We start from the raw sequence: 21,254 nt of genomic DNA, 5'->3' as shown, positions 1-21,254 counted from the left end.
TCACAGTTTTCCCGGAATTGCCGCTGAAGGGCGTTTGGGTGCAACGATGACGAAATGGTCGCCGAATTCGTGGAGAGAAAAGCCGATCAAGCAGGTTCCCGCCTATCCGGACCTTGCCGCGCTGAAGAACACGGAAGCCCAGCTCGCCACCTTTCCGCCGCTGGTTTTTGCCGGTGAGGCGCGCAAGCTGAAGAAGCAGTTGGCTGCCGTCGCCGCCGGCGACGCCTTCCTGCTCCAGGGTGGCGATTGCGCCGAAAGCTTCGCCGAGCACGGCGCGGACAACATCCGCGACTTCTTCCGCGTCTTCCTGCAGATGTCCGTCGTTCTGACCTTCGCCGGCGCGCAGCCGGTGGTGAAAGTTGGCCGCGTCGCCGGCCAGTTTGCCAAGCCGCGCTCGTCCGACAACGAGACCAAGGCCGGCGTGACGCTGCCAAGCTATCGCGGCGACATCATCAACGGGATCGAATTCGACGCCAAGTCGCGCATCCCCGATCCCGCCCGGCAGGAGATGGCCTACCGCCAGTCGGCGGCGACGCTCAACCTGCTGCGCGCCTTTGCCCAGGGCGGCTATGCCAGCCTGGAGAATGTGCATCGCTGGATGCTCGGCTTCGTCTCCGACAGCCCGCAGGGCGAAAAATACGAGTCGCTCGCCAACCGCATCACCGAGACGATGGACTTCATGAAGGCGGTCGGCATCACCTCGGAGACCAACTTCGCGTTGCGCGAGACCGATTTCTACACCAGCCACGAGGCGCTGCTGCTGGGCTACGAGGAAGCGCTGACGCGCGTCGATTCGACCTCGGGCGACTGGTATGCGACGTCGGGCCACATGATCTGGATCGGCGACCGCACGCGCCAGCCCGACCATGCCCATGTCGAATATTGCCGCGGCATCAAGAACCCGCTCGGCCTGAAATGCGGCCCGTCGCTGACGCCGGACGGTTTGCTGGAACTGATCGACCTGCTCAATCCGGAAAACGAGCCGGGACGGCTAACGCTGATCGCGCGCTTCGGTTCCGACAAGGTGGCCGAGCATCTGCCGAAGCTGGTGCGGGCAGTGCAGAAGGAAGGCCGCAGCGTGGTGTGGTCGTCGGACCCGATGCATGGCAACACGATCGAGGCCGCCGGCTACAAGACGCGGCCGTTCGATCGCATCCTGAAGGAGGTGCAGACCTTCTTCGAAGTGCACCGGGCCGAAGGCACGCATCCCGGCGGCATCCATGTCGAGATGACCGGCAAGAACGTCACCGAATGCACCGGCGGTGCCCGCGCCATCACCGCGGAAGACCTGCAGGACCGCTACCACACGCATTGCGACCCGCGCCTCAACGCCGACCAGGCGATCGAGCTCGCCTTCCTGGTCTCGGACCTGCTCAAGAAGAGCCATACAGTCCAGCACAAGCAGGCCGCCAACGGCTGAACCGCTTGCTGCTTTGGATCCAGTCAAGGGCGCCGGAGAAATCCGGCGCCTTTTTCGTTCGGGGCCGAGCCCGGTAACGTCAGACTTACGAAAATGTGTTCTGGCGCGACCACTGCAAGACCAAGATTGGGTGGAACTGCATCGTCCACCGCAACTGGTTCCTGCATTCATCATGCGTCACGAGCATGCCGTCATCCACCACCGCGCGCTTGATTTCTGGTCGGCACGCGCGGCGGTCCTCGTCATCATCTGCCTGCAGCTTCTGGTCATAAACGACCTGTCGTTCGGCCCGCGCTGGCTGGCGCCTGCGATCGAGGCGGTGCTGCTGGTGCCCCTGTCGGTCGCGACGGCGTGGACGCAAATGGCGACACGGAAGGCCGTCGACCACGAGCATTGGTACGCGATCGGCCGGTTTCGCCTTTACATCCGCCGCATCGCGCTGGTCCTCACCGGCGTCATCAGCGTCATGAACTGCGGGGCGCTGGTCTTCCTGGTCAGGGCGCTGCTCGAAGGCCATGCCGGCGCCGGCAGCACGCTGCTTGTCGATGCGCTCAACATCTGGGTCACCAACGTCATCGTCTTCGCGCTCTGGTTCTGGAGCACGGACCGCGGCGGGCCGCCGACCTGTGGGCTGGTCAAGCGCGCGCAGGCCGATTTCCTGTTTCCGCAGATGACGCTGCCCGACCGCGAGATCCGCGGCTGGCTGCCCGGCTTCGTCGACTATGCCTTCCTGGCGTTCACCAACGCGACGGCATTCTCGCCGACCGACACCTTGCCGCTTAGCCAGCGCGCCAAGCTCTTGATGATGGCGGAGGCGTTGATCTCGCTGCTGACAATCGCCCTGGTGGCGGCGCGGGCCGTGAACATATTGGCTTAGATCAGGAGGGCGTTTCGTTGGATCGTCATCCCGATCCAACTCTTTGCTGGAGCATTATCTTTTCCGAAAACCGGTTCCCAGTTTTCGGGATCATGCTCTAGCGCCCACGTTCCCAGCGCAGCCCGGCAAGCCGCGGATCGGTGAAGGCCGCCCTGGAGAATTCGATCCGCTTCTCCGGAAACTCGCAGATCGCCTGCACGCCGAAGGCGCCGAGGCGGATGCGCCAGGTCTGCGGCTCCAGCGGCTTTGCTTTTGCAAAACCCTTGCACGTCAACAGCGCGATGTTGGCGCCTTTCGGGTCGCGCGCCGAGCGGTAGCGGATCGCCTCCAGCCCGGCCTCGCGCGCGACATCGGCGATGGCCTGGCAAGCGGCGTAGTCGGTCGGATGCGTCCATACGGCCGCGTCACGATCGAGCGGCGGCCTCGTCAGGTCGATGGCGGCGGCGCATTTGATGGCGGCGGCGAATGCGGTGTAGTCGGCGGCGTCGCGCGGCCAGGGCGTGTCAGGGGATTCGGCGAAGAACAGCAAGCGGTAGAACGCCATCTCGGCGACAGCCGTGAACATGGTCTCCGCCGCATAGTAGACGCCCCTGGTCCGGCCGGCGCGGCGAAAGCGCGAGCCATGCGGATAGACCGAGCCGTAGCGAAAGGGCGTCGCCAGCAGATAATGGAGATGCCGGCATTCGAGCGGGATCTGCGGCTTGGTCTCCTCGATCAGCTCTTCCAGCAGGGCCTGCTCGTCGAGCGTGTCGACGACCTTCAGTGTCGAGACGCGGTGCTGCGCCTCGACCATGCGCCAGTATTTGCCTTCGAGCCGGATGGATTCAGACGAGAGCGCGTCGGGAGTCCAGATAGGCGATGACATCGACAAGTCCTGAGATCGTCTGGATTTTCTCGATCGGGGCGCCGTCGAAAGCCGTGTTGGCGTTCTTCAGCCAGGCCCGGGCGATGCCCTCGTCGCCGCCGACGATGGCGTCGAGAGAACGAAACAGCCGGACAAACAGGACGGCCAGCTCGAACGGCTTGGTGCCGCGCTCGAGCAGGAAATCCTGCTTGCGCATGCGCGAAACCGTGGCTTCGGAGACACCGATGACCGACGCCAGCACCCTTGCTGTAACGTCGAGCAGTTCGGCGGCGCGCAACGTGGACTTGGTGACGACGGCGTTTTCGGCCGTGCCGCTGGCGATATGAGGTTGCACGGATGGCATGGCGTGCTCCTTTCCATGGAAAATATAGGCTACAAAAATTCACATGGAAAGGGATTGCCGCGAAACATTTTTCGCGGGCAGGCCGATGATCGGCACGAAAACTCAGTCCTTCTTGTAGAGCAGCCAGCTCTTGCCGGCGCGGGCGGCCATCGCCGAATGCCTGGTCACGCGGTTGCGGCCGCCGACCTTCGAACGATAGAGCGCCCGGTCGGCCTTGGTGTAGAGGTCCTCGGGGCTTTCGGCCTCGGACGCCATGCAAATGCCCATCGACACGGTCACCGTGCCGTAATTGGTGCCGGTCTGGCTGCTGGTGAACGGCGTCTGCTCGATAAGCGTCCTGATGCGCTCGGCGATCTCGAAGGTAGTATCCTCGCTGGCGCCCTCGACGATCAGCGCAAATTCCTCGCCGCCGGTGCGAGCAACGAACATGTCGCCGCGAATGCTGGTCTGGAAGATCTCGGCGATGATCTGGATGATCCTGTCGCCGACCGGATGGCCGAAGCGGTCGTTGATGTCCTTGAAGCGGTCGATGTCGGCGAGGATCAGAGCATTGAACAGGATGCCCTTGTTGGAATTGTAGATCCTGGTGATTTCCTTGTCGAAGGCGCGGCGGTTCCAGACCTGCGTCAAGGGATCGGTGTCGGCGAGCCGCTTGTACTCCTCGAGCTTCGACTTGACGCTCTCGAGCTCGGCGGTCTTTTCGCTGAGCGTGCTCGCCACTTGCCTGCCATGGTCGATCGTCGAGTTTGTGGCCGCCGACATGGCGGTGACGATCTTCTGCAGCAGGTCCTGCGACAGCATGCTGCGGTTGCCGAGCCCGCTCGACGTCTCGTCGAGGATGCGGCCGTATTTTTCGATGTGGGATCGCTCGCTGCGCAAGAGCGAGGCAATGTCCTCGAGCTCCTTGGCGATGACGTCGCGCGCGTGCTCGACGATGCCGGGGCCATGATGCTGGGCAAAGAAGGTACGGCCGATGCGGTCGAGATCCTCCTGGGTCGGCCGGTTGCTGAGCGAGACGACGGCCAGGCTGAGTTCGTGATTGCTGCCGCTCAGCGCCTCGTAGAAGATCTCGTAGTTGCGCGGCAGGCCGAGCACGCCGAGCTGGCGCATCGTCGCCACGACGGTGCTCGCAATGTCGGTGTTCCTGTCATTTGGAACGAAAGCCGGCTGCATGTTCTGTTCACTCCTCAAGAACCACCGCAGACCTGCGCGTGCCGGTGTCGCCATGAGGGGAGTGCGACCGGAAATGCCAGACACGAGAAGTATCGCGTCCCCGCTCACGACCTTCACTCATAACGACCATAGATGCGAGCGCGCTAAAGTTTCCTTAATAGGACGGATTTCAGCACGGTTTTCTCTACCTCAGGATGTAATAGCCCCTTATGCAGGTGCAGGGCGAAACACGTCCCGCCGATGTCGCATTTGCCGGTGCCCGGCGGGCGCAAAACTGGAATCCTGCCACCAGCGCGAGAGGAATTCGAAGGAGACCGGGATGGAGGAAAAACACAGCGGAGCATGCCTGTGCGGAGCGGTGCGCTTCAGGACGAGGGGAGCCCTGCGCGGTGTCGTCTACTGCCACTGCTCGCAATGCCGCAGGCAGAACGGCCATTTCGTCGCGGCGACATCGGCCAAGGATGCCGATGTCGACATAGAGGGAGCCGAGGTGCTCAGCTGGTATGGCGCGTCCGATGTCGCCAGACGCGGATTTTGCCGCATCTGCGGCTCGCTGCTGTTCTGGAAGCACAACGAGCTGGACCAGATTTCGATCATGGCCGGCGCCTTCGACAGGCCGTCCGGACTTGCCGGGGAAAGCCATATCTTCGTTGGCGACAAGGGCGACTATTATTCGATCGACGACGGGCTGCCGCAGTTCGAGAAATCGTCGCCCTCGGTCAAGGTCGCCGGTGAGGCCGCCGAATGACCGGCAAGCGAGCAAAGCGGCAGAGCGCGTGATTTTGGCGGCACTGCCTTATTCCATTGATCCAGCCGTTGCTATATCCCCTGCCGGTCACTCGGAAAGGGGATTTGGGCATGCAGCGGCTGATCGATGCTTTCTTCAACTCGGTGCGGGCGTTCCGCAAGCTGGCTGCCCACGAAGAGGCCTTCCAGCAGGAGCTGATGCTGCTCACCCTTGCCCTACCGGCGGGCTGGTTCATCTCGGTGTCGTGGCGCGGCTACGCGCTGCTGATCGGCGCGGTGCTGCTGCTGATCATGGTCGAAGTGCTCAACACCGGCATCGAGGCTGCCTGCGACGCCTTCAGCCGCGAGTTCAATGTCGACATCCAGCTCGCCAAGGATTGCGGTTCGCTGGCAGTGCTGATCTCGGTAGTGATCGTAGCCGGCGTCTGGGGCATCGCCATTATCGAGCGCATCACGGGACTACCGATCTAGTATAGCGCTTCCTACATGACGGTTACCAAAGGAGACTGTCATGTCGGACGCCGCTGATTTTTCGTTGCTCGAGCGAGCCGGCCTGCCGGACGATCTGCGCTGGCTGACGCAAAAATATCCGCGCGAGACCTGGCAGGGCCACGGCAATATTCATGGCCTCGCCAATATGTGGCTTGGGCGGCACGACATGTTCCGCGAGCTCGGCGGCATGCTCACCGACGGCATTGGCAATTATCGCGAGGGCAGGCTGGCAGCACCGGACTTCGCGCGCTGGTTCGCGCCGCGGCTGAACCATTTCCTCGGCAATCTCGACGGTCACCACAACGTCGAGGACTATCAGTACTTTCCGGCTTTCGCCAAGGCCGAGCCCCGGTTGAAGCGCGGCTTCGAGATCCTCGATGCCGATCATCACACCATCCACGAGGGGCTGGAGCGCAATGCCGAGGCGGCGAATGCCTTCATCCGAACGCTGCAGGAGAGCGAGGACAGACAGCGCGTTGCCGCCGATGCCTATGCCGATGAGAACAGCCGGCTGATCGCCATGCTCACAAGGCATCTGGCCGACGAAGAGGATTTGATCATCCCGCTGATCCTCGACCGTGGCGACGGCGCGCTCGACGCCGAGACCGACATCGACTGAGCCTATTTGGCCTCGCTCTGACCATCCCTTGCGTCGTTGGCGCGCTCCTTCCTGGCGACGCTATGGGCGAGGAACCAGGCGAGGAAGGCGACGGCAAGGCCGATCGCCAGCGCGGTCAGCAGCCGTTCGTGACGCGCCAGCGCCTGGCCGACGATGCGTTCGGCGCCCAGTCCGAAGACGTAGCCGACCGTGCAAAACAGCGCCGCCCAGACCAGCGACGAGATGGCATTGAGGACGACGAAGCGCGTCACTGTGATGCTGGCGAAGCCGGCGGCGACGCCGCCGACCAGGCGCATGCCGTAGATGTAGCGGTTCGAAAGCACGAAGATGTTGGGATGGGAGGAGACGAGACGGAAGGCATGGCTGAAGCCTGGCCGTGCCTTCAGCCTGAGCACATAGGGATGATCGGCGAAGCTGCGGCCGAGGATGAAGAAGAAGGTGTCACCGGCGAAGGCGCCGATGGCCGCAGCCAGAAAAGCCTGCCAGGCCACGAAGACATGCTGATGGGCAAAGAAGCCGGCGAGGATGGCAGCGCTTTCGCCTTCGGCGACGCAGCCCAGGAAGACCGCGACCAGCCCGTACTGCTCGATGAGATGATGGATCGCCTCGGTCATCAGGGGCTTTGTCGCGCCGACAGCTTTTCGTCGATGCGTCTAACCTGCTCGGCCAGCCGCACGATCTCGTCGCGCATGCCTATCAGCTCGCTGTGGCGCAGTTCGTCCAGCTTCTCGTGCAGCGCCATGATCTCGATCTCGGCCTTGAGGTTGACCTCATAGTCGTGGGCGGCGTCGATGCGGTCGCGCTCGGTCTGGCGGTTCTGCGACATCATGATCACCGGCGCCTGCAGTGCTGCGATCATCGACAGCACGAGGTTGAGGAAGATGAAGGGGTAGGGGTCGAAGGCGGCGCGCGACAGCAGCCAGACATTGCCGCAGGTCCACAGGATCAGGAAGGCGACGAAGGTCAGGATGAACGACCATGAACCGCCGATGCGGGCGATGGTGTCGGCGACGCGGTCGCCGAACGTCTGGTGAAAGGCGACGGCCTTGTTTGTGTCCTTCGAGATGGTGGTGCGATCGAGCGCGCTTTGCAGCACCCGGCTCTCGATCTGGCCGAGGCCATCCAGCCGGCGTTTGAGCCAGCGGTTCGCCAGGTCATCGATTGTCTTGTTCATGTCGCCCTCCGTCATGAAAGCTTGCATAGAGGTAGAGGCTGCCGGCCCGAACGGGAAGTGTTACATTGACGCGAACCCGCGAGGATACCCATGGCCGATTTCCAGAAAATCCGCGCCCGCGCGGCGAAGCGCAAGGGCGGGGAAGCAGCGCTTCAATCGTTGCTCGGGCCGATGCCCGACAACCAGGCCGTGGCGAAGATCGGGGATGACCGCATCCTGTCGACCATGGCCGAGCGCATTTTCGCAGCCGGTTTCGTCTGGCGCGTCATCGAGCAGAAGTGGCCGGGTTTCGAGGAGGCGTTCCTCGGCTTCGAGCCGAAGCGGCTGTTGTTCCAGCCCGACGATTTCTGGCACGAACTGGCCTCCGACAAGCGAATCGTGCGCAATCCGCAGAAGATCAGGTCCGTCCGCGACAATGCCGCCTTCGTCGAGCGCGTGTCGAAGGAGCATGGCGGCTTCGGCAAATTCCTCGCCGCCTGGCCGGCCGACGACCAGGTCGGGCTGACCGCCTGGCTTGGCAAGCATGGCAGCCGGCTTGGCGGCAACACCGGCCAGTACTTCCTGCGCTGGCTGGAGTGGGACACCTTCATCGTCTCGACCGACATGGCGGCGGCACTGCGCGATGCCGGTATCGACATCGCCGAGAACCCGACCTCGAAGCGGGACCTCGACAAGATCCAGGCGCAGATCAATCAATGGTCGGCTGAAACCGGCCTGCCGCGCCGGCACATTTCCCGAATACTTTCGATGTCGATCGGCGAGAACCACTCGCCGGAAGCCTTGCGAGAATATATGAGCGAATAGGATTTCGGGACATTGGCCCGCTGGGCATAGTGGCCCAAGCGAACGCCATTGCCCGGCGAAATTTGCCGCGCTAAACCCGCAGGCATGACCAAGAAGCCCGACATCCTGCGCATCGCCATCGCCCAGCTCAATCCGACTGTCGGCGACGTCGCCGGCAATCTCGCCAAGGCGCGCGAGGCGCGCGCGGACGCCGCCCGACAGGGCGCCGACATCGTGCTCTACACCGAGCTCTTCCTCGCCGGCTATCCGCCGGAGGATCTGGTGCTGAAGCCGGCTTTCCTGAAGGCTTGTGAGCAGGCCGCGGAAGATTTCGCCAAGGACACTGCCGATGGTGGTCCCGGCGTCATCATCGGCACGCCCCTGAAGCGCAAGAGCGGCACGCACAATTCGATCATCGTCGCCGATGGCGGCAAGACCCTCGCCGAGCGCTACAAGCTCGATCTGCCGAACTACGGCGAATTCGACGAGAAGCGCGTCTTCCAGGCCGGGCCGGAATTGCAGGGACCGGTCAATTTCCGCGGCGTGCGCATCGGCATTCCGATCTGCGAGGACATCTGGGGCGAGGTCGCCGTCTGCGAGACGCTGGCCGAAAGCGGCGCGGAGATCCTGCTGGTGCCGAACGGCTCGCCCTATTACCGCGCCAAGATCGACGTCCGCCACCAGGTCGTCATCCGCCAGGTGATCGAATGCGGCCTGCCGATGATCTACGCCAACCAGCTCGGCGGCCAGGACGAACTGATCTTCGACGGCGCTTCCTTTGCCATAGGCGCTGACAAGACGCTTGCCTTCCAGATGAGCCAGTTCGAGGAGGCGGTCGACGTCACCACCTGGAAGCGCACGCAGGATGGCTGGGCCTGCTCCGAAGGGCCGATGTCGAAGATCCCGGAGCGGGAGGAGGCCGACTACCGGGCCTGCATGCTGGGCTTGCGCGACTACGTCAACAAGAACGGCTTCAAGAACGTCGTGCTCGGCCTTTCCGGCGGCATCGATTCGGCGATCTGCGCCGCGCTAGCCGTCGATGCGTTGGGCGAGGAGCGGCTGCGCGCCGTGATGATGCCGTATCGCTATACCTCGAAGGATTCGCTTAAGGATGCCGAGGACTGCGCCCGCGCGCTCGGCTGCCGCTATGACATCGTGCCGATCTTCGAGCCGGTCGAAGGTTTTCTGCACACGCTGACGCAGATGTTCGAAGGCACCAAGGAAGGCATCACAGAGGAGAACCTGCAGAGCCGCGCGCGTGGCACCATCCTGATGGCGATCTCCAACAAGTTCGGTTCGATGGTCGTCACCACCGGCAACAAGAGCGAGATGTCGGTCGGCTACGCAACGCTTTACGGCGACATGAATGGCGGCTTCAACCCGATCAAGGACCTCTACAAGATGCAGGTCTACGCGCTGTCGCGCTGGCGCAACAGCCATGTGCCGCCGGGCGCGCTCGGTCCTTCCGGCGAGGTGATCCCGAAGAACATCATCGACAAGGCGCCGTCGGCGGAGCTGCGCGAAAACCAGACCGACCAGGACTCGCTGCCGCCCTATCCGGTGCTCGACGACATTCTGGAGTGCCTGGTCGAGAACGAGATGGGCGTCGACGACATCGTCGCGCGCGGCCATGACCGGGCGACGGTGGCGCGGGTCGAGCACCTGCTCTACATCGCCGAATACAAGCGCCGGCAGGCCGCGCCGGGCGTGAAGATCACCCGAAAGAATTTCGGCCGCGATCGCCGCTACCCGATCACCAACCGGTTCAGGGACGGGCGGTAAGCGCTTTTTTCCTGCCCAGCCTGAGCAGCCACGGTACAACCGGCCGTTGTTGCAAAATCGTCTCACTGCTTGGACCAGATGCGCATTCGCCCGCGGTCTGTCTTGGCGATGCGCAAGAGCGTCTCTATAAGAACGTCTCCGCGATTCTCCACCAGGAGGAACCGAATGCCACGATTTGAAATCGTTATGCGAGGCCGCGAAGCCTAGGTCCTGATCGTCGCCTCGCGAAGGCTTGCCTTCGCGACAAAGCTTCGATCGAGGACAGGCATTTGCCGCTGCCGGTCGCCGCCCGCATATGGGCGAGCCGCCACTATGCTGAACCTCCGTATTCCGGGCGCCAGATTGGCGCCGACGCGGTTTTTCTCAATTCCATCTTATCGGGACCGGGCACATTTGCGCCCGGATGACATCATGGCTCGTTTTCGAATCGACCTGCGCGCCGACGCCTTCCGCAGCGTGCTCGGCTTCACGCTCGGCCATTGGCGGCGCCAGCCGTGGCGGCTTTCGCTGATCATGGGCGCCTTCCTGCTGTCGACGCTGGCCGACGTGCTGACGCCGCTCTATTCCGGCCGGCTGGTCGACGCCGTCGCCAATGGCAGTGCAGCCGATGCCGTCGCCTGGAACGCGGCGATTTCGGCCTTCTGGATGCTGGTTGCCCTGGCGCTGACCGGCGTCGTGCTGCGCAACGCCGCCTTCATGGCCATCGTCGAGCTGACGCTGAAGATGATGGCCGATATCGCGGCCGACGCCTTCCATCGCGTCCAGCGCTTTTCCACCGACTGGCATGCCAACAGCTTCGCCGGTTCGACCGTGCGCAAGATCACGCGCGGCATGTGGGCGCTCGACCTGCTCAACGACACGATCCTGATCGCGCTCTTGCCGTCGGTCGTCATGCTCGTCGGTTCGACGCTGCTGCTCGGCTGGTTCTGGCCGCTTATGGGCGCGGTGGTCGCCGCGGGCTCGGTGCTGTTCATCACGGTGACGGCGACGCTGTCGCTTGGCTATGTCGCGCCGGCCGCCCGACTCGCCAACACCTGGGACACGCGGCTTGGCGGGTCGCTGGCCGATGCGGTGAGCTGCAATGCCGTGGTCAAGGGCTTCGGCGCCGAGACGCGCGAGGAGGCGCGGCTTGCGAGGGTCGTCGCCAAATGGCGCGCCCGCACCGGCCGCACCTGGGTGCGCGGCACCGTCAACGGCACCACGCAGGGCACGATGCTTCTGCTGCTGAGAACCGCCGTCATCGGTCTGGCGCTGATGCTGTGGGCGTGGGGGCAGGCCAGCGCCGGCGACGTCGCCTTCGTGCTGACTTCGTTCTTCGTGCTGCAAGGCTATCTGCGCGACATCGGCACGCATATCCGCAATCTGCAGCGCTCGATTAACGACATGGAGGAACTGGTCGACTTCCAGGCCGAACCGCTCGGCATCGAGGACCGGCCGGCGGCCGGGCCGATCCGCATCAACGATGGGCGCATCAGGTTCGACAGGGTCACCTTCCACTATGGTAACCACCGGCTGCCGCTCTATCGCGATCTCTCGGTCGAGATCGCCTCCGGCGAGCGCGTCGGACTGGTCGGCCATTCCGGTTCGGGCAAGACGACCTTCGTCAAGCTGATCCAGCGCCTCTACGACGTGAACGCCGGCAGGATCCTGATCGACGGCCAGGATATTTCCGAGGTGGCCCAGGCATCGCTGCGCGCGCAGATCGCCATCGTCCAGCAGGAGCCGATCCTGTTCCATCGGTCGCTGGCCGAGAACATCGCCTATGCCCGGCCCAGCGCCACGCAGGCCGAGATCGAGCATGCGGCGCGGCTGGCGAGCGCGCATGACTTCATCTGCGACCTGCCGAAAGGCTATGGCACGCTGGTGGGCGAGCGTGGCGTGAAGCTGTCGGGCGGCGAGCGGCAGCGGGTGGCGATAGCGCGCGCCTTCCTCGCCGACGCACGCATCCTGATTCTCGACGAGGCGACGTCCAGCCTCGATTCGGAATCGGAAGTGCTGATCCAGCAGGCAATGGAGCGGCTGATGGTCGGCCGCACGACGCTGGTCATCGCGCACCGGCTGTCGACGGTCAGGGCGCTCGACAGGCTGCTGGTGTTCGATCGCGGCCGCATCATCGAGGAGGGCTCGCACGACCAGCTGATCCGGTTGAACGGCGGCATCTACCGCCGCCTGTTCGAGCGCCAGGCGCTCGAACTGACCAAGGGCCTGGTGATCTGAGGCGAAGGGCATTCCGGACCCTCCCGGTCCGGGGTGCCCTTTATTTCGATACGGAGAGGAACGACCCCGGTCCGGCGAGACCTGGCCTGGGCGACGGCGATCAGCCGTAGTGCAGCTTCGGCTTCGGCTCGGTGCCGCAGAATTGGACGCCGACGCGGTCGTTGCGGCGCCAGCGGACCTCAGACCGATAGGCGACGCCGTCGACCGGCACGTAGAGCAGGAAGCGATCGGGAACGTGGGCGTCCGGCGCGACCTTCAGCTCGGCGCCGCCGTCATTCTGGTTGCGCAAGGTGCAGCTGATCTCGGAATTCTGGATGCCGGTGATGATCGAGCCGCCCTTGAGCACACGCTGTCGGTGCTTACGCCGAAGATCGTCGGAATTGTCCTCGAGGGGTCGTGCGGTATTCGTCATCACCAAAACGCCAAGGCAGCCGAATCGAATCTAGGGGCCATCCTTGCGTACGGCAATGCCCACGCCAAAGCCTTGCCCGCCGGCAATGGCTTTTGGTGGACAACTCACGCGAATTTGTGCGGGTCGGCGCAGAAATAGGCGATGATCTGGCAGAGGTCCGGTTCGTTGACCATGCGCACGGCTTCGGCGGAGCTCACCCATTTGCGGGTGCGCGCGCGCTTTTCCTTCCAGCGGTCGGCGATGTGGTCGACCCGCAACGGGTAGACCAGCACCTCGCAAGGCACTTCCTCACCGGAAGCCAGCACCTTGGCGTAGAAATACCGGCCGGCTTCGAGATGGGAGACGGTGCCGCGCAATCCGGCTTCCTCGCCGGCCTCGCGCGCGGCCGCCTCGCTAAGCGGCTCCTTGGCCTCCGGCCAGCCCTTGGGCAGCACCCAGCGGCCGGTGTCGCGGCTGGTGATCAGCATGATCTCGACACCATTTTCGGCCTCGCGCCAGGGCAGGGCGGCAACCTGCAGGCGGCAAGGCGCGCTGCCGAAGAGTCGCCGGACTCTTTCGGCCAGATGGTTGTGCGTCGTTGGCCTTGTCAGCATCGGAGAAGCTAGCCCCAGCCCTCGAACTCGTTCGTTGCCTCACGAATCTTACCTCTGATCATACGCGACAAAAGTAAAAAACTTCACAGGAACTTGTTGAATTCCACCAAGAAAAGTCGATTGCGTGAAATGGCCTTGCGGCGCGCATTTCATGCGCAGCAAAAAAATGCGTCGTGAACCGTTTCAGTGGAAAAAATGACCGATCAACCGGCGTGATCGTCCGCGATCGGCTTCTGGTAGGTGAAGCCCATATCCCAGGGGAAATAGATCCAGGTGTCCTGGCTGACCTCGGTGACGAAGGTGTCGACCAGCGGCCGCCCCTTCGGCTTGGCGTAGACGGTGGCGAAATGCGCCTTGGGCATCATGGCGCGCACGATGCCCGCAGTCTTGCCGGTGTCCGTCAGGTCGTCGATGATCAGCACGCCGGCACCATCATCGGCGAGCAGCGCCGGCGTGATCTCCTTCAGCACCTGCAACTGCCCCTGGCTGGTGTAGTCGTGATAGGAGGCGACGCAGACCGTCTCGATCACCCGGATGCCGAGCTCGCGCGAGATGATGGCGGCGGGCACAAGGCCGCCGCGGGTGATGCAGACGATCGCCTTCCACTGCCCCTTGCTGGCGCCGGCAAGCCGCCAGGCAAGCGCGCGGGCGTCGCGGTGGAACTGGTCCCAGGAGACCGGGAAAGCTTTTTCGGGAAGGGACATTTTTCACGCACTCCGCAGCACGCGACCAGGCGCGTGACGATATCCAAGGGAATGCAGGCGGAATTAGCGGGAAAATGCCGGCTTTGGCAAGCTCGCAACAAGCCATGCCTGTGGACTTAAGCCCGCGTCGCTTTGCTTGTCGGGATTATCGCGACAGGAAAGCTGCCACCGGCGCGGTGCGCAGCACCGTGCGCGTCACGCCGCCGAACAAGAGCTGGCGCAGCCAGGAATGGCTGTAGGCGCCGAGCACGAGCAGATCGGCGCCGGTCTCGGCGATGCGGGTCTGGATGAGGTCGTCGACGGAAGCGCCGTTCGACTTCTGCACCGACACGCTGACGGTGGCACCGTGCCTGGAAAGCGCCGCGGCGATTTCGGCGCCGGCGGCTTCCGGGGTCTCGTCCAGCGACTCAGGCGGATCGATGATCAATATGTCCGTCTTCTCGGCCTCGCTGATGAAGGGCAGGGCGTCGAAGGCGGCGCGTGCCGCTTCCTTGCTGCCGTTCCAGGCCAGGAGCACGCGCTTGAAAGTTGTAAGGAGTGGCCCTTCATGCGGCACCACGAGCACCGGCCGGCCGGCATCATAGACGAGCGTGTCGACGTCGGCGCCCGGGTCGCCGCCGGTGTCGCGCTGCGCGGCGATGATCAGGTCGGCGGCGCGGACGGTGGAAATGCCGGTCAGCGCGCTGTCGCCGGAAAAGCTCTCGAGGCTGCGCCACTCGAAGGACAGGCCGGACTCCTCGATACGCCTCAGGAACAGGGCCTCCAGCTTGTCGGCGCGCTCGCGGTTCATCTCGGCCGACACCTGCAGGAATTCGGTGTCCGGAAAGCCGGTGGCCGAGGTGTAGGGAACGGGCAGCGCTTCGGCATGGATGCCGACGAGATGGCTCTGGAAGCGGTCGGCAAGCGGGATGGCGCAAGCGAGCACGCGCTCGGCGTCCTGCTCGTTCTGCAAAATGGCGACGATGGTCTTGAAGCGCATGCTGGGTCCCTCAACGTGTCGGCGCAATGCGGCGCGCGCCCAAGGAAACGTCACAGTGCCATGCTTGGTTCCGGGTCGACCGGGGAACCGAAATCGCCAGATCAGCCGGCAGCAGCGGCGAAGCCGGCAACCATGGCTTCAACATCCTTGCGCGCGGCCTCCAGCGCCTCCTCGTCGCGGGCGCGCACGACGAGCTCGGTCCAGAACTTGCCGTCGCCATATTTCGGATAGGAGCCGATGATGGTGTCGGGATGCGCCTTCTGGATGTCGGCCAGCGGGCCGCCGATGAGGCCTTCGCCGAACGGGCAATGGACGGTCGCCGACAGCATTTTGGTGCCCGCCTTCAGCGTCGGCACGACATTGTCGAGCATAGCCTGGAAGATCGCCGGCACGCCGGCCATGACATGGACGTTGCCGATGCGAAAGCCGGGCGCGATCGACACCGGATTGTCGATGTGGTCGGCGCCGCGCGGCATGCGCGCCATGCGCTTCCTGGCCTCGGTGTATTCGATGCCGCGCGCGGCGTAGCTCGCCTCCAGCATCGCATAGGCCTTGGTGTCATATTCGCACGGCACGCCGAATGCCTTGGCGATCGAATCTGCGGTGATGTCGTCGTGCGTCGGGCCGATGCCGCCGGTGGTGAAGACATAGGTGTAGCGGGCGCGCACGGCATTGACCGCGGCGACGATCTCGTCCTCCTCGTCGGGAACGACGCGGACTTCCTTGAGGTCGATGCCGATGGCCGTCATGATGTCGGCGAGGTGGCCGATGTTCCTGTCCTTGGTCCGACCCGACAGGATCTCGTCGCCGATGACGAGCATGGCGGCGGTGACGATTTCAGGCATGACAGGCTCCGGCAAACAGGGTCGCCTGAGATAGCGCGGCGACGGAGCGGCGGCAATGCGCCAGCACTATGCCACGGCGGCGCCTTGCGGCGACATCTGCGGCAGGTAAGCTGCCTGCGTTGCCAGTGAGAGGAAAAATGCTGCTGTCGATCTTGTCCTGGCTGCTCGGTGGCCTGCTCCTGCTCGCTGTTGCCGTAGTCGTCGGCCTTGTGCTGGCGACATGGTGGATCAGCGCCAAGGCCGAGAGGCTGGTACCGGCGCGCGGAAAATTCGTCGAGATCGACGGCAACCGTATCCATTATGTCGAGGAAGGCGAGGGCAGGCCGATCGTCTTCCTGCACGGGCTCGGCGCCCAACTTCACCATTTCCGCCACACGCTGTTCGGCCGCTTCGGCCCGGGCTATCGCCTGATCGCGCTCGACCGTCCGGGCTCCGGCTATTCTGTGCGGGCTAGTGACGCCACGGGGCGACTGCCCGAGCAGGCCGAAATCGTGCGGCGCTTCATCGACAGGCTCGGGCTGGAAAAGCCGCTGGTCGTTGGTCATTCGTTGGGCGGCGCGATCGCGCTGACGCTGGCGGTGGAGCACCCCGGGACAATTTCTGGCATCGCCTTGCTGGCACCCCTGACGCATCTGGAAACCATGGCGCGCCAGAAATTCGACCTGCTCTACGTTCCTTCGCGACTGCTGCGCCGGATCATGGCGAATACGGTGGCGATACCCTTGAGTTTGAAATACGCGGAGCCGACAATGAGGTTCATCTTCGCGCCGCAGGCCGTTCCCGGTGACTATATGACCGCAGGAGGCGGCTGGCTTGGGCTGCGGCCCGCCCATTTCCATGCGACCTCGACCGACGTCGTTGCGGTGGAACAGGATCTCGGCCGCATCGAGCTGCGCTATGGCGAGATCGCCATGCCTGCCGGCATTCTGTTCGGCACCGCCGACCGCGTCATTGGCATGCCTATCCATGGCGAACCGATGCGGGACAGGCTCAAAGGGCTCGATTTCGAGGCCGTCGACGGTTTGGGCCACATGCCGCAATTCATCGATCCGGAGCGCGTCACCGCCTTCATCAAGCGCATTGCCGCGCGCGCCTTTGCCACGAAGAGCCTCTCAGCCATCGACTGAACGCCGAAGCGGGCTAGCCGGGACCCGATGCCAATGCCGGGCAGAATGTCAACGATCATTATTGCGGCAAGTAGCAGACCGCGCGCTTTCCAAGTGGCTGGCTAGGATGCCCTCGCGGGCATCCGCGCCCGCTCCGGCAAGAGCCGCCCCAGGAATAGATGCTAATCGGAAACTTCGGTTTGTGGCCGGTCCCTGCCATCGGCCAGTTCATCGTGCCACTTGCCTTCGGCGTCCTCGTACTGGATGCCGTCCGTGGTGCCGGCGATCTGCTGCTCGGCCGAAGCGATCTCGGCGGCGCGCAGCGCGTCCTGGTGGGTGGGGAACGTCTCCGAGAAGGTCGAGCCGACCTTGTAGGCCCAGCCGCCATCGTGCTCGACGATCTTGTAAGTCAGCTTCGCCATGAAGTCCTCCGGTTGAAAAGGCCCCTTTTTGCTCAATGCAGCCGATCGTCGGGCAAGCGGTCGTCGGGCACCAGCACTTCCGATTCCTTGGCCGCTTCGATCAAGGCCCGGCGCGCATCCGCGGTTGAACGATATCCTTCCAGCACTTTCAGGCAAGTGTCGACTGCATCACGATGGCGGGGGCCGCGATTGAGCGGCCAAACCGTCATCAGGCACTCCGCTGCCTCCCTGGTGCTGCGGATCTGGCGATATTTGCCGACATGGCCGAGTTCGACCACCACCGGCTTTTCAAAGGGTTTGCTGTCCATCATGGCCGCAAACGCAAAGCAGCCAAATTGGTTGCAATCGTGTCTTCCGGGCTGCGCCCAAACGTCTCAGCGAGGTGGTCAGCTCGCCGCCTTCATCCAGTGCCGCATCGTCGTCACCGAGCGGGCAAGCTGCGGCGCGGGATGGATCTCCTGGCCGAAGGTCGCCGCGGCGCGCCATCCCCAGCGCGGATCGGCGAGGAAGGCGCGCGCCAGCGCCACCATATCGGCCTGGCCGTCGGCAACGATCGCCTCGGCCTGCTTCGGGTCGTCGATCAGCCCAACGGCTCGCGTCGGGATGCCGGCGCCTTTTCGCACCGCTTCCGCCAGATGCACCTGGTAGCCAGGCCCAGACGGCAGCTGCTGCAAGGGGGAATTGCCGCCGCTCGAGCAGCAGAGATAGGCGATGCCCTCGGCCTTCAGCGCCTTGGTCACCTCGATGGCGTCCTCGACATCGAAGCCGCCATCGACCCATTCCTTGACCGACAGGCGCGCGCCGAGCATCAGCTTGGGGACGGCTTTCCGCACCGCCCTGGCGATCTCGATGACGAAACGCATGCGGTCCTCAAGCGAACCGCCCCAGCGATCGGTGCGCCGGTTGGACAGCGGCGACAGGAACTGGAAGATCAGGTAGCCGTGCGCCGCGTGCAGTTCGATGAAGTCGAAACCGGCGCGTTCGGCGCGCCTCGCCGCATCGGCGAAACGCTCGATGATGCGCAGGATCTCGTCTTCCTCCAGGGCGTGCGGCACCTGCCAGCCTGTGTCGTAGGCGATGGCCGAGGCTGACACGATCGGCCAGGGATCCTGGTCGGGCTTGAGCGGCCCGCCGCCCTCCCACGGCCGCTGGCACGAAGCCTTGCGGCCGGCATGGGCAAGCTGGGTGCCGAATTTCGTGCCAGGCGCGGCGACGCGCCTTGCCGCGTCCAGCGTGCGCCGGGCAGCGGCTTCGTTGTCGTCGGAAAAGAGACCGAGGCAGCCATGCGAGATGCGTCCGCGCCGCTCGACGTCGGTCATCTCGACGGTGACCATGCCGGCGCCGGACATGGCAAGGTTCATCCAATGATAGAGATGCCAGTCGCTGGCGGATCCGTCCTCAGCCGAATACTGGCACATCGGCGCCACGGCGATGCGGTTGGGCAAGGTGAGGCCGCCAAGCGTGATCGGCTGGAAAAGCGATGAGGTCATGAAAAGAACTCCGGCAGGGGATGCTTATTTAGGCGAGGGCACCGGCACGCACCAGACACGAGGCGGTGAAACCTTGGTCTGGCCCAATCGTCGCCCGGATTGCATGAACGCCGGTTCGCGGCTACGCCATGGCGCCGGCACAAGGAGTTCATAATGGAAGATCGCATTCGCATCCGCTCGGAAGAGGTGCTTTCCGACGATTGGGCGGTCCTGAAGAAGACGGTCTTCGACTATCGCCGCCGCGACGGGCAGTGGGAGACGCAGATCCGCCAGACCTACGATCGCGGCGACGGCGCGGTGATCCTGCCTTTCGATCCATCGCGCTCGACCGTTCTGCTCGTGCGGCAGTTCCGCTATCCGGCCTATGCCACCGGCCACCAAGAGCCGCTGATCGAGGCCTGCGCGGGCCTGCTCGACGAAAACGACCCGGAAACCTGCATCCGCAAGGAGGCGGAGGAAGAACTCGGCTACCGGCTGAAGGACGTCCAGAGGCTGTTCGCGCCCTACATGAGCCCAGGCAGCGTGACCGAGCGGCTCTGGTTCTTCGTCGCGCGCTACTCGCCGGCCGACCGTATCTCGGCCGGCGGCGGCGCGCCGGAAGAGGGCGAGGACATCGAGGTCCTGGAGATGACGCTCGACGAGGCGCTCGCCGGTATCGCCGACGGTAGCATCGTCGATGCCAAGACGATCATCCTGATCCAGCACCTGAAACTATATCCGATACCGGCCTGAGGCGCCTGCCAGCGCCAAGTTCCGGTGACTAAGGAAAGCGTACTTCAGAAGAGCGCCATGGAAAAAGCCCGGCCAACATGGCCGGCGCTCTGTGAATTTTGTCACAGACGCATTCACGCATTGGCCTAGCTTGCACGGCGTAGTTTTTCTGCAGCGGTGAAGGGAGCACTCCGATGCTTGTCAACCTTCCTATGCTTGTAACCCTTCCTCTTGTCGTAGTTGGTCCCCTTGTCGATTGGCTCGGTCGCCGAGCCGATCAGAAGGCGCAGTTGAAGGCAACGGACGAACTGAGCGAGTCGCCGGACGACATTCTCAGCGACATCGGGATTTCCCGTGACGACATCGAGACCATGCGCTGGCAGTCCAGCCATTAGGGTGGGGTTACACCCATGCTTCCGCCCTAATCGCGGGTGGCATCGACGTTGTTGCAACTAGCCGCCGGCCAGAGCATGCATCACCCGCGGTCACGCTTTCGGTCTACGCCACCTCTTCAGGAAGCCGGACGAAGGCGCGGCGGCGGCGATCGAAGCTGCGATGAGAGCGGGCGCGGAACAGCAATAGGGATATTTGGTGCCAAACGGTGCCAAATCCACCCACAGGACTAGACCGGTCTCGCCTTAAGTGCTTGTAATCGCGGCGCGCGGACGTGGCGGAACTGGTAGACGCAAGGGACTTAAAATCCCTCGATCTCTGATCGTACGGGTTCGATTCCCGTCGTCCGCACCAGCGCACTGGTGCGATCACGGAATTACGCTCTGCGCTCATGTCGCTAAGTTCATCTGGCGGCGGATTTGATCCGCCCAGGCCGGCGTCTTACCCCAAAGCCCCCCGCCCAACAGGCGCCGGCCTCTTTTTATCCGAGATGACCTTGGAACTGAGCAATTCCGAACGGAAGACCTCCAGGCACTTTTTGGGCTAACGCTTCTCGAAAATCAGCTTTCAGTTGCGAGCCCTCTCCCGTCACTCGCGAAAGTCCCGATTTCGTCCGTTAGAAGTCGCTTAAGTAACCTTGTCGCGATTAGGCATTCGCACTAAACTCTGCCCTTCTCAAAGCGTGCCTAGTCCTCCGGTTTGTCACAAGGGGGTAGCGAATGCGCCACGTTTTGCTTTTGCTTCCATTGGTGCTTTTGCACATACCGATTGTAACGCATGCCGCCGCTATCCACGACGCCGCCACGAAGGGCGACGTGGCGGGGATCACGGCAGCGCTCGACGCAGGTGCCGGCGTCGATGAGAGCGATGGGAAGGCGACACCACTCTATCTTGCGGTCAAGGGTGGGCATTTCGCGGCGGCCAAACTGCTCCTGGATCGCGGTGCCGACGTCAACGCCGCCCCGACACCGGTTTTGGGTCCTGCCCTGATGCCGGCTTTGGCTAAACGCAGGATCGACTTGATCAAACTGTTGCTGGACGGAGGCGCAAATCCAAATTCGAAACGCAGCCGCGAAAACGCGATCCACATCGCGGTCAATCTCGGTT

General features: G+C 63.7%; 25 protein-coding genes and 1 tRNA gene. 13 read left to right on the top strand and 13 right to left on the bottom strand.

What is annotated here, in order from left to right:
- Window positions 1-46: 46 nt before the first annotated feature.
- Together EN846_RS18465 and EN846_RS18460 are read left to right on the top strand one after the other, a co-directional pair.
- Window positions 47-1,420 (top strand): 3-deoxy-7-phosphoheptulonate synthase class II, encoded by a 1,374-nt coding sequence (locus tag EN846_RS18465; protein ID WP_127391367.1) that lies wholly within the window; start codon window positions 47-49, stop codon window positions 1,418-1,420.
- A 172-nt stretch (window positions 1,421-1,592) separates the two neighbouring features.
- A complete protein-coding gene (locus EN846_RS18460; protein WP_127391368.1) occupies window positions 1,593-2,297 on the top strand; it encodes a hypothetical protein in 705 nt (234 codons plus the stop codon).
- Window positions 2,298-2,394: 97 nt separating this feature from the next.
- Here EN846_RS18460 and EN846_RS18455 read toward each other — a convergent pair whose 3' ends face one another.
- The 3 genes from EN846_RS18455 to EN846_RS18445 all read right to left on the bottom strand — a co-directional run bounded on the left by EN846_RS18455 (window position 2,395) and on the right by EN846_RS18445 (window position 4,678).
- Complete coding sequence (locus EN846_RS18455; protein ID WP_127391369.1) at window positions 2,395-3,162, bottom strand: RES family NAD+ phosphorylase; 768 nt, start codon at window positions 3,160-3,162, stop codon at window positions 2,395-2,397.
- Entirely contained in the window at window positions 3,122-3,505 is a 384-nt protein-coding gene (locus EN846_RS18450) for an MbcA/ParS/Xre antitoxin family protein (RefSeq protein ID WP_187331292.1), read from the bottom strand. The genes EN846_RS18455 and EN846_RS18450 overlap by 41 nt, the downstream gene beginning before the upstream one ends.
- A 102-nt stretch (window positions 3,506-3,607) precedes the next feature.
- Window positions 3,608-4,678 (bottom strand): diguanylate cyclase, encoded by a 1,071-nt coding sequence (locus EN846_RS18445; RefSeq protein WP_127283868.1) that lies wholly within the window; start codon window positions 4,676-4,678, stop codon window positions 3,608-3,610.
- 319 nt (window positions 4,679-4,997) lie between these two features.
- Here EN846_RS18445 and EN846_RS18440 point away from each other — a divergent pair, with 319 nt between their 5' ends.
- The 3 genes from EN846_RS18440 to EN846_RS18430 all read left to right on the top strand — a co-directional run bounded on the left by EN846_RS18440 (window position 4,998) and on the right by EN846_RS18430 (window position 6,536).
- Window positions 4,998-5,426, top strand: coding sequence for a GFA family protein (locus EN846_RS18440; protein ID WP_127391370.1), 429 nt, complete (start codon window positions 4,998-5,000; stop codon window positions 5,424-5,426).
- A 110-nt stretch (window positions 5,427-5,536) separates the two neighbouring features.
- A complete protein-coding gene (locus EN846_RS18435; RefSeq protein WP_127391371.1) occupies window positions 5,537-5,896 on the top strand; it encodes a diacylglycerol kinase in 360 nt (119 codons plus the stop codon).
- Window positions 5,897-5,936: 40 nt separating this feature from the next.
- On the top strand, window positions 5,937-6,536 hold the full coding sequence (locus tag EN846_RS18430; RefSeq protein WP_127391372.1) for a hemerythrin domain-containing protein: 600 nt from the start codon (window positions 5,937-5,939) through the stop codon (window positions 6,534-6,536).
- A 2-nt stretch (window positions 6,537-6,538) separates the two neighbouring features.
- Here the strand turns inward: EN846_RS18430 and EN846_RS18425 are convergent, their stop codons facing one another.
- Together EN846_RS18425 and EN846_RS18420 are read right to left on the bottom strand one after the other, a co-directional pair.
- Window positions 6,539-7,150 carry a DedA family protein gene (locus EN846_RS18425; RefSeq protein WP_127391373.1) on the bottom strand — a complete coding sequence of 204 codons (612 nt, stop codon included), beginning with the start codon at window positions 7,148-7,150 and terminating at the stop codon, window positions 6,539-6,541.
- Window positions 7,150-7,710, bottom strand: coding sequence for a DUF1003 domain-containing protein (locus EN846_RS18420; RefSeq protein ID WP_127283872.1), 561 nt, complete (start codon window positions 7,708-7,710; stop codon window positions 7,150-7,152). The genes EN846_RS18425 and EN846_RS18420 overlap by 1 nt, the downstream gene beginning before the upstream one ends.
- A gap of 90 nt (window positions 7,711-7,800) precedes the next feature.
- Between EN846_RS18420 and EN846_RS18415 the strand changes: the two genes are divergently transcribed.
- The 3 genes from EN846_RS18415 (at window position 7,801) to EN846_RS18405 (ending at window position 12,492) form a co-directional block, all read left to right on the top strand.
- A complete protein-coding gene (locus tag EN846_RS18415) occupies window positions 7,801-8,514 on the top strand; it encodes a DNA-3-methyladenine glycosylase I (protein ID WP_127391374.1) in 714 nt (237 codons plus the stop codon).
- An 84-nt stretch (window positions 8,515-8,598) separates the two neighbouring features.
- Complete coding sequence (locus EN846_RS18410) at window positions 8,599-10,275, top strand: NAD+ synthase (RefSeq protein ID WP_127391375.1); 1,677 nt, start codon at window positions 8,599-8,601, stop codon at window positions 10,273-10,275.
- A 411-nt stretch (window positions 10,276-10,686) separates the two neighbouring features.
- Window positions 10,687-12,492 (top strand): ABC transporter ATP-binding protein, encoded by a 1,806-nt coding sequence (locus EN846_RS18405; protein WP_127391376.1) that lies wholly within the window; start codon window positions 10,687-10,689, stop codon window positions 12,490-12,492.
- A gap of 100 nt (window positions 12,493-12,592) precedes the next feature.
- Here EN846_RS18405 and EN846_RS18400 read toward each other — a convergent pair whose 3' ends face one another.
- The 5 genes from EN846_RS18400 to EN846_RS18380 form a co-directional block, all read right to left on the bottom strand.
- Window positions 12,593-12,904, bottom strand: coding sequence for a PilZ domain-containing protein (locus EN846_RS18400; RefSeq protein WP_127391377.1), 312 nt, complete (start codon window positions 12,902-12,904; stop codon window positions 12,593-12,595).
- A 104-nt stretch (window positions 12,905-13,008) separates the two neighbouring features.
- Entirely contained in the window at window positions 13,009-13,497 is a 489-nt protein-coding gene (locus EN846_RS18395) for an NUDIX hydrolase (RefSeq protein ID WP_127310130.1), read from the bottom strand.
- A 203-nt stretch (window positions 13,498-13,700) separates the two neighbouring features.
- Entirely contained in the window at window positions 13,701-14,201 is a 501-nt protein-coding gene (gene gpt / locus EN846_RS18390; protein ID WP_027145490.1) for a xanthine phosphoribosyltransferase, read from the bottom strand.
- Between the two features lie 145 nt (window positions 14,202-14,346).
- Entirely contained in the window at window positions 14,347-15,180 is an 834-nt protein-coding gene (locus EN846_RS18385; protein ID WP_127283878.1) for a universal stress protein, read from the bottom strand.
- A gap of 101 nt (window positions 15,181-15,281) precedes the next feature.
- A complete protein-coding gene (locus EN846_RS18380; RefSeq protein WP_127283879.1) occupies window positions 15,282-16,025 on the bottom strand; it encodes a competence/damage-inducible protein A in 744 nt (247 codons plus the stop codon).
- 137 nt (window positions 16,026-16,162) lie between these two features.
- Between EN846_RS18380 and EN846_RS18375 the strand changes: the two genes are divergently transcribed.
- Window positions 16,163-17,152 carry an alpha/beta hydrolase gene (locus tag EN846_RS18375; RefSeq protein ID WP_127391378.1) on the top strand — a complete coding sequence of 330 codons (990 nt, stop codon included), beginning with the start codon at window positions 16,163-16,165 and terminating at the stop codon, window positions 17,150-17,152.
- 161 nt (window positions 17,153-17,313) lie between these two features.
- On the opposite strand, the gene EN846_RS18370 is transcribed toward EN846_RS18375, so the two are convergent.
- The 3 genes from EN846_RS18370 to EN846_RS18360 form a co-directional block, all read right to left on the bottom strand.
- Entirely contained in the window at window positions 17,314-17,553 is a 240-nt protein-coding gene (locus tag EN846_RS18370; RefSeq protein WP_127283881.1) for a DUF2188 domain-containing protein, read from the bottom strand.
- 32 nt (window positions 17,554-17,585) lie between these two features.
- The gene (locus tag EN846_RS18365; RefSeq protein WP_127310126.1) at window positions 17,586-17,864 is read right to left on the bottom strand and encodes a DUF982 domain-containing protein; all 279 of its coding nucleotides are present in this window, start codon (window positions 17,862-17,864) and stop codon (window positions 17,586-17,588) included.
- Window positions 17,865-17,939: 75 nt separating this feature from the next.
- The gene (locus EN846_RS18360) at window positions 17,940-19,043 is read right to left on the bottom strand and encodes an NADH:flavin oxidoreductase/NADH oxidase (RefSeq protein ID WP_135913942.1); all 1,104 of its coding nucleotides are present in this window, start codon (window positions 19,041-19,043) and stop codon (window positions 17,940-17,942) included.
- Window positions 19,044-19,196: 153 nt separating this feature from the next.
- On the opposite strand from EN846_RS18360, the gene EN846_RS18355 reads away from it, so the two are divergent.
- From EN846_RS18355 to EN846_RS18340, 4 genes are all read left to right on the top strand, one after another.
- Window positions 19,197-19,775 (top strand): NUDIX domain-containing protein, encoded by a 579-nt coding sequence (locus EN846_RS18355; protein WP_127394154.1) that lies wholly within the window; start codon window positions 19,197-19,199, stop codon window positions 19,773-19,775.
- Window positions 19,776-19,948: 173 nt separating this feature from the next.
- A complete protein-coding gene (locus tag EN846_RS18350; RefSeq protein ID WP_127283885.1) occupies window positions 19,949-20,149 on the top strand; it encodes a DUF1127 domain-containing protein in 201 nt (66 codons plus the stop codon).
- A 266-nt stretch (window positions 20,150-20,415) separates the two neighbouring features.
- A tRNA-Leu gene (locus EN846_RS18345) sits at window positions 20,416-20,501 on the top strand.
- Between the two features lie 365 nt (window positions 20,502-20,866).
- The coding region (locus EN846_RS18340; RefSeq protein ID WP_189523706.1) for an ankyrin repeat domain-containing protein at window positions 20,867-21,254 on the top strand (388 nt) is incomplete at its 3' end.

Origin of the sequence: Mesorhizobium sp. M4B.F.Ca.ET.203.01.1.1 (genome assembly GCF_004791025.1) — a bacterium.
Taxonomy (GTDB): domain Bacteria; phylum Pseudomonadota; class Alphaproteobacteria; order Rhizobiales; family Rhizobiaceae; genus Mesorhizobium; species Mesorhizobium abyssinicae.
The sequence above is the reverse complement of the archived record's forward strand: the minus strand, read 5'-3'. Positions and strand labels throughout refer to the sequence as shown.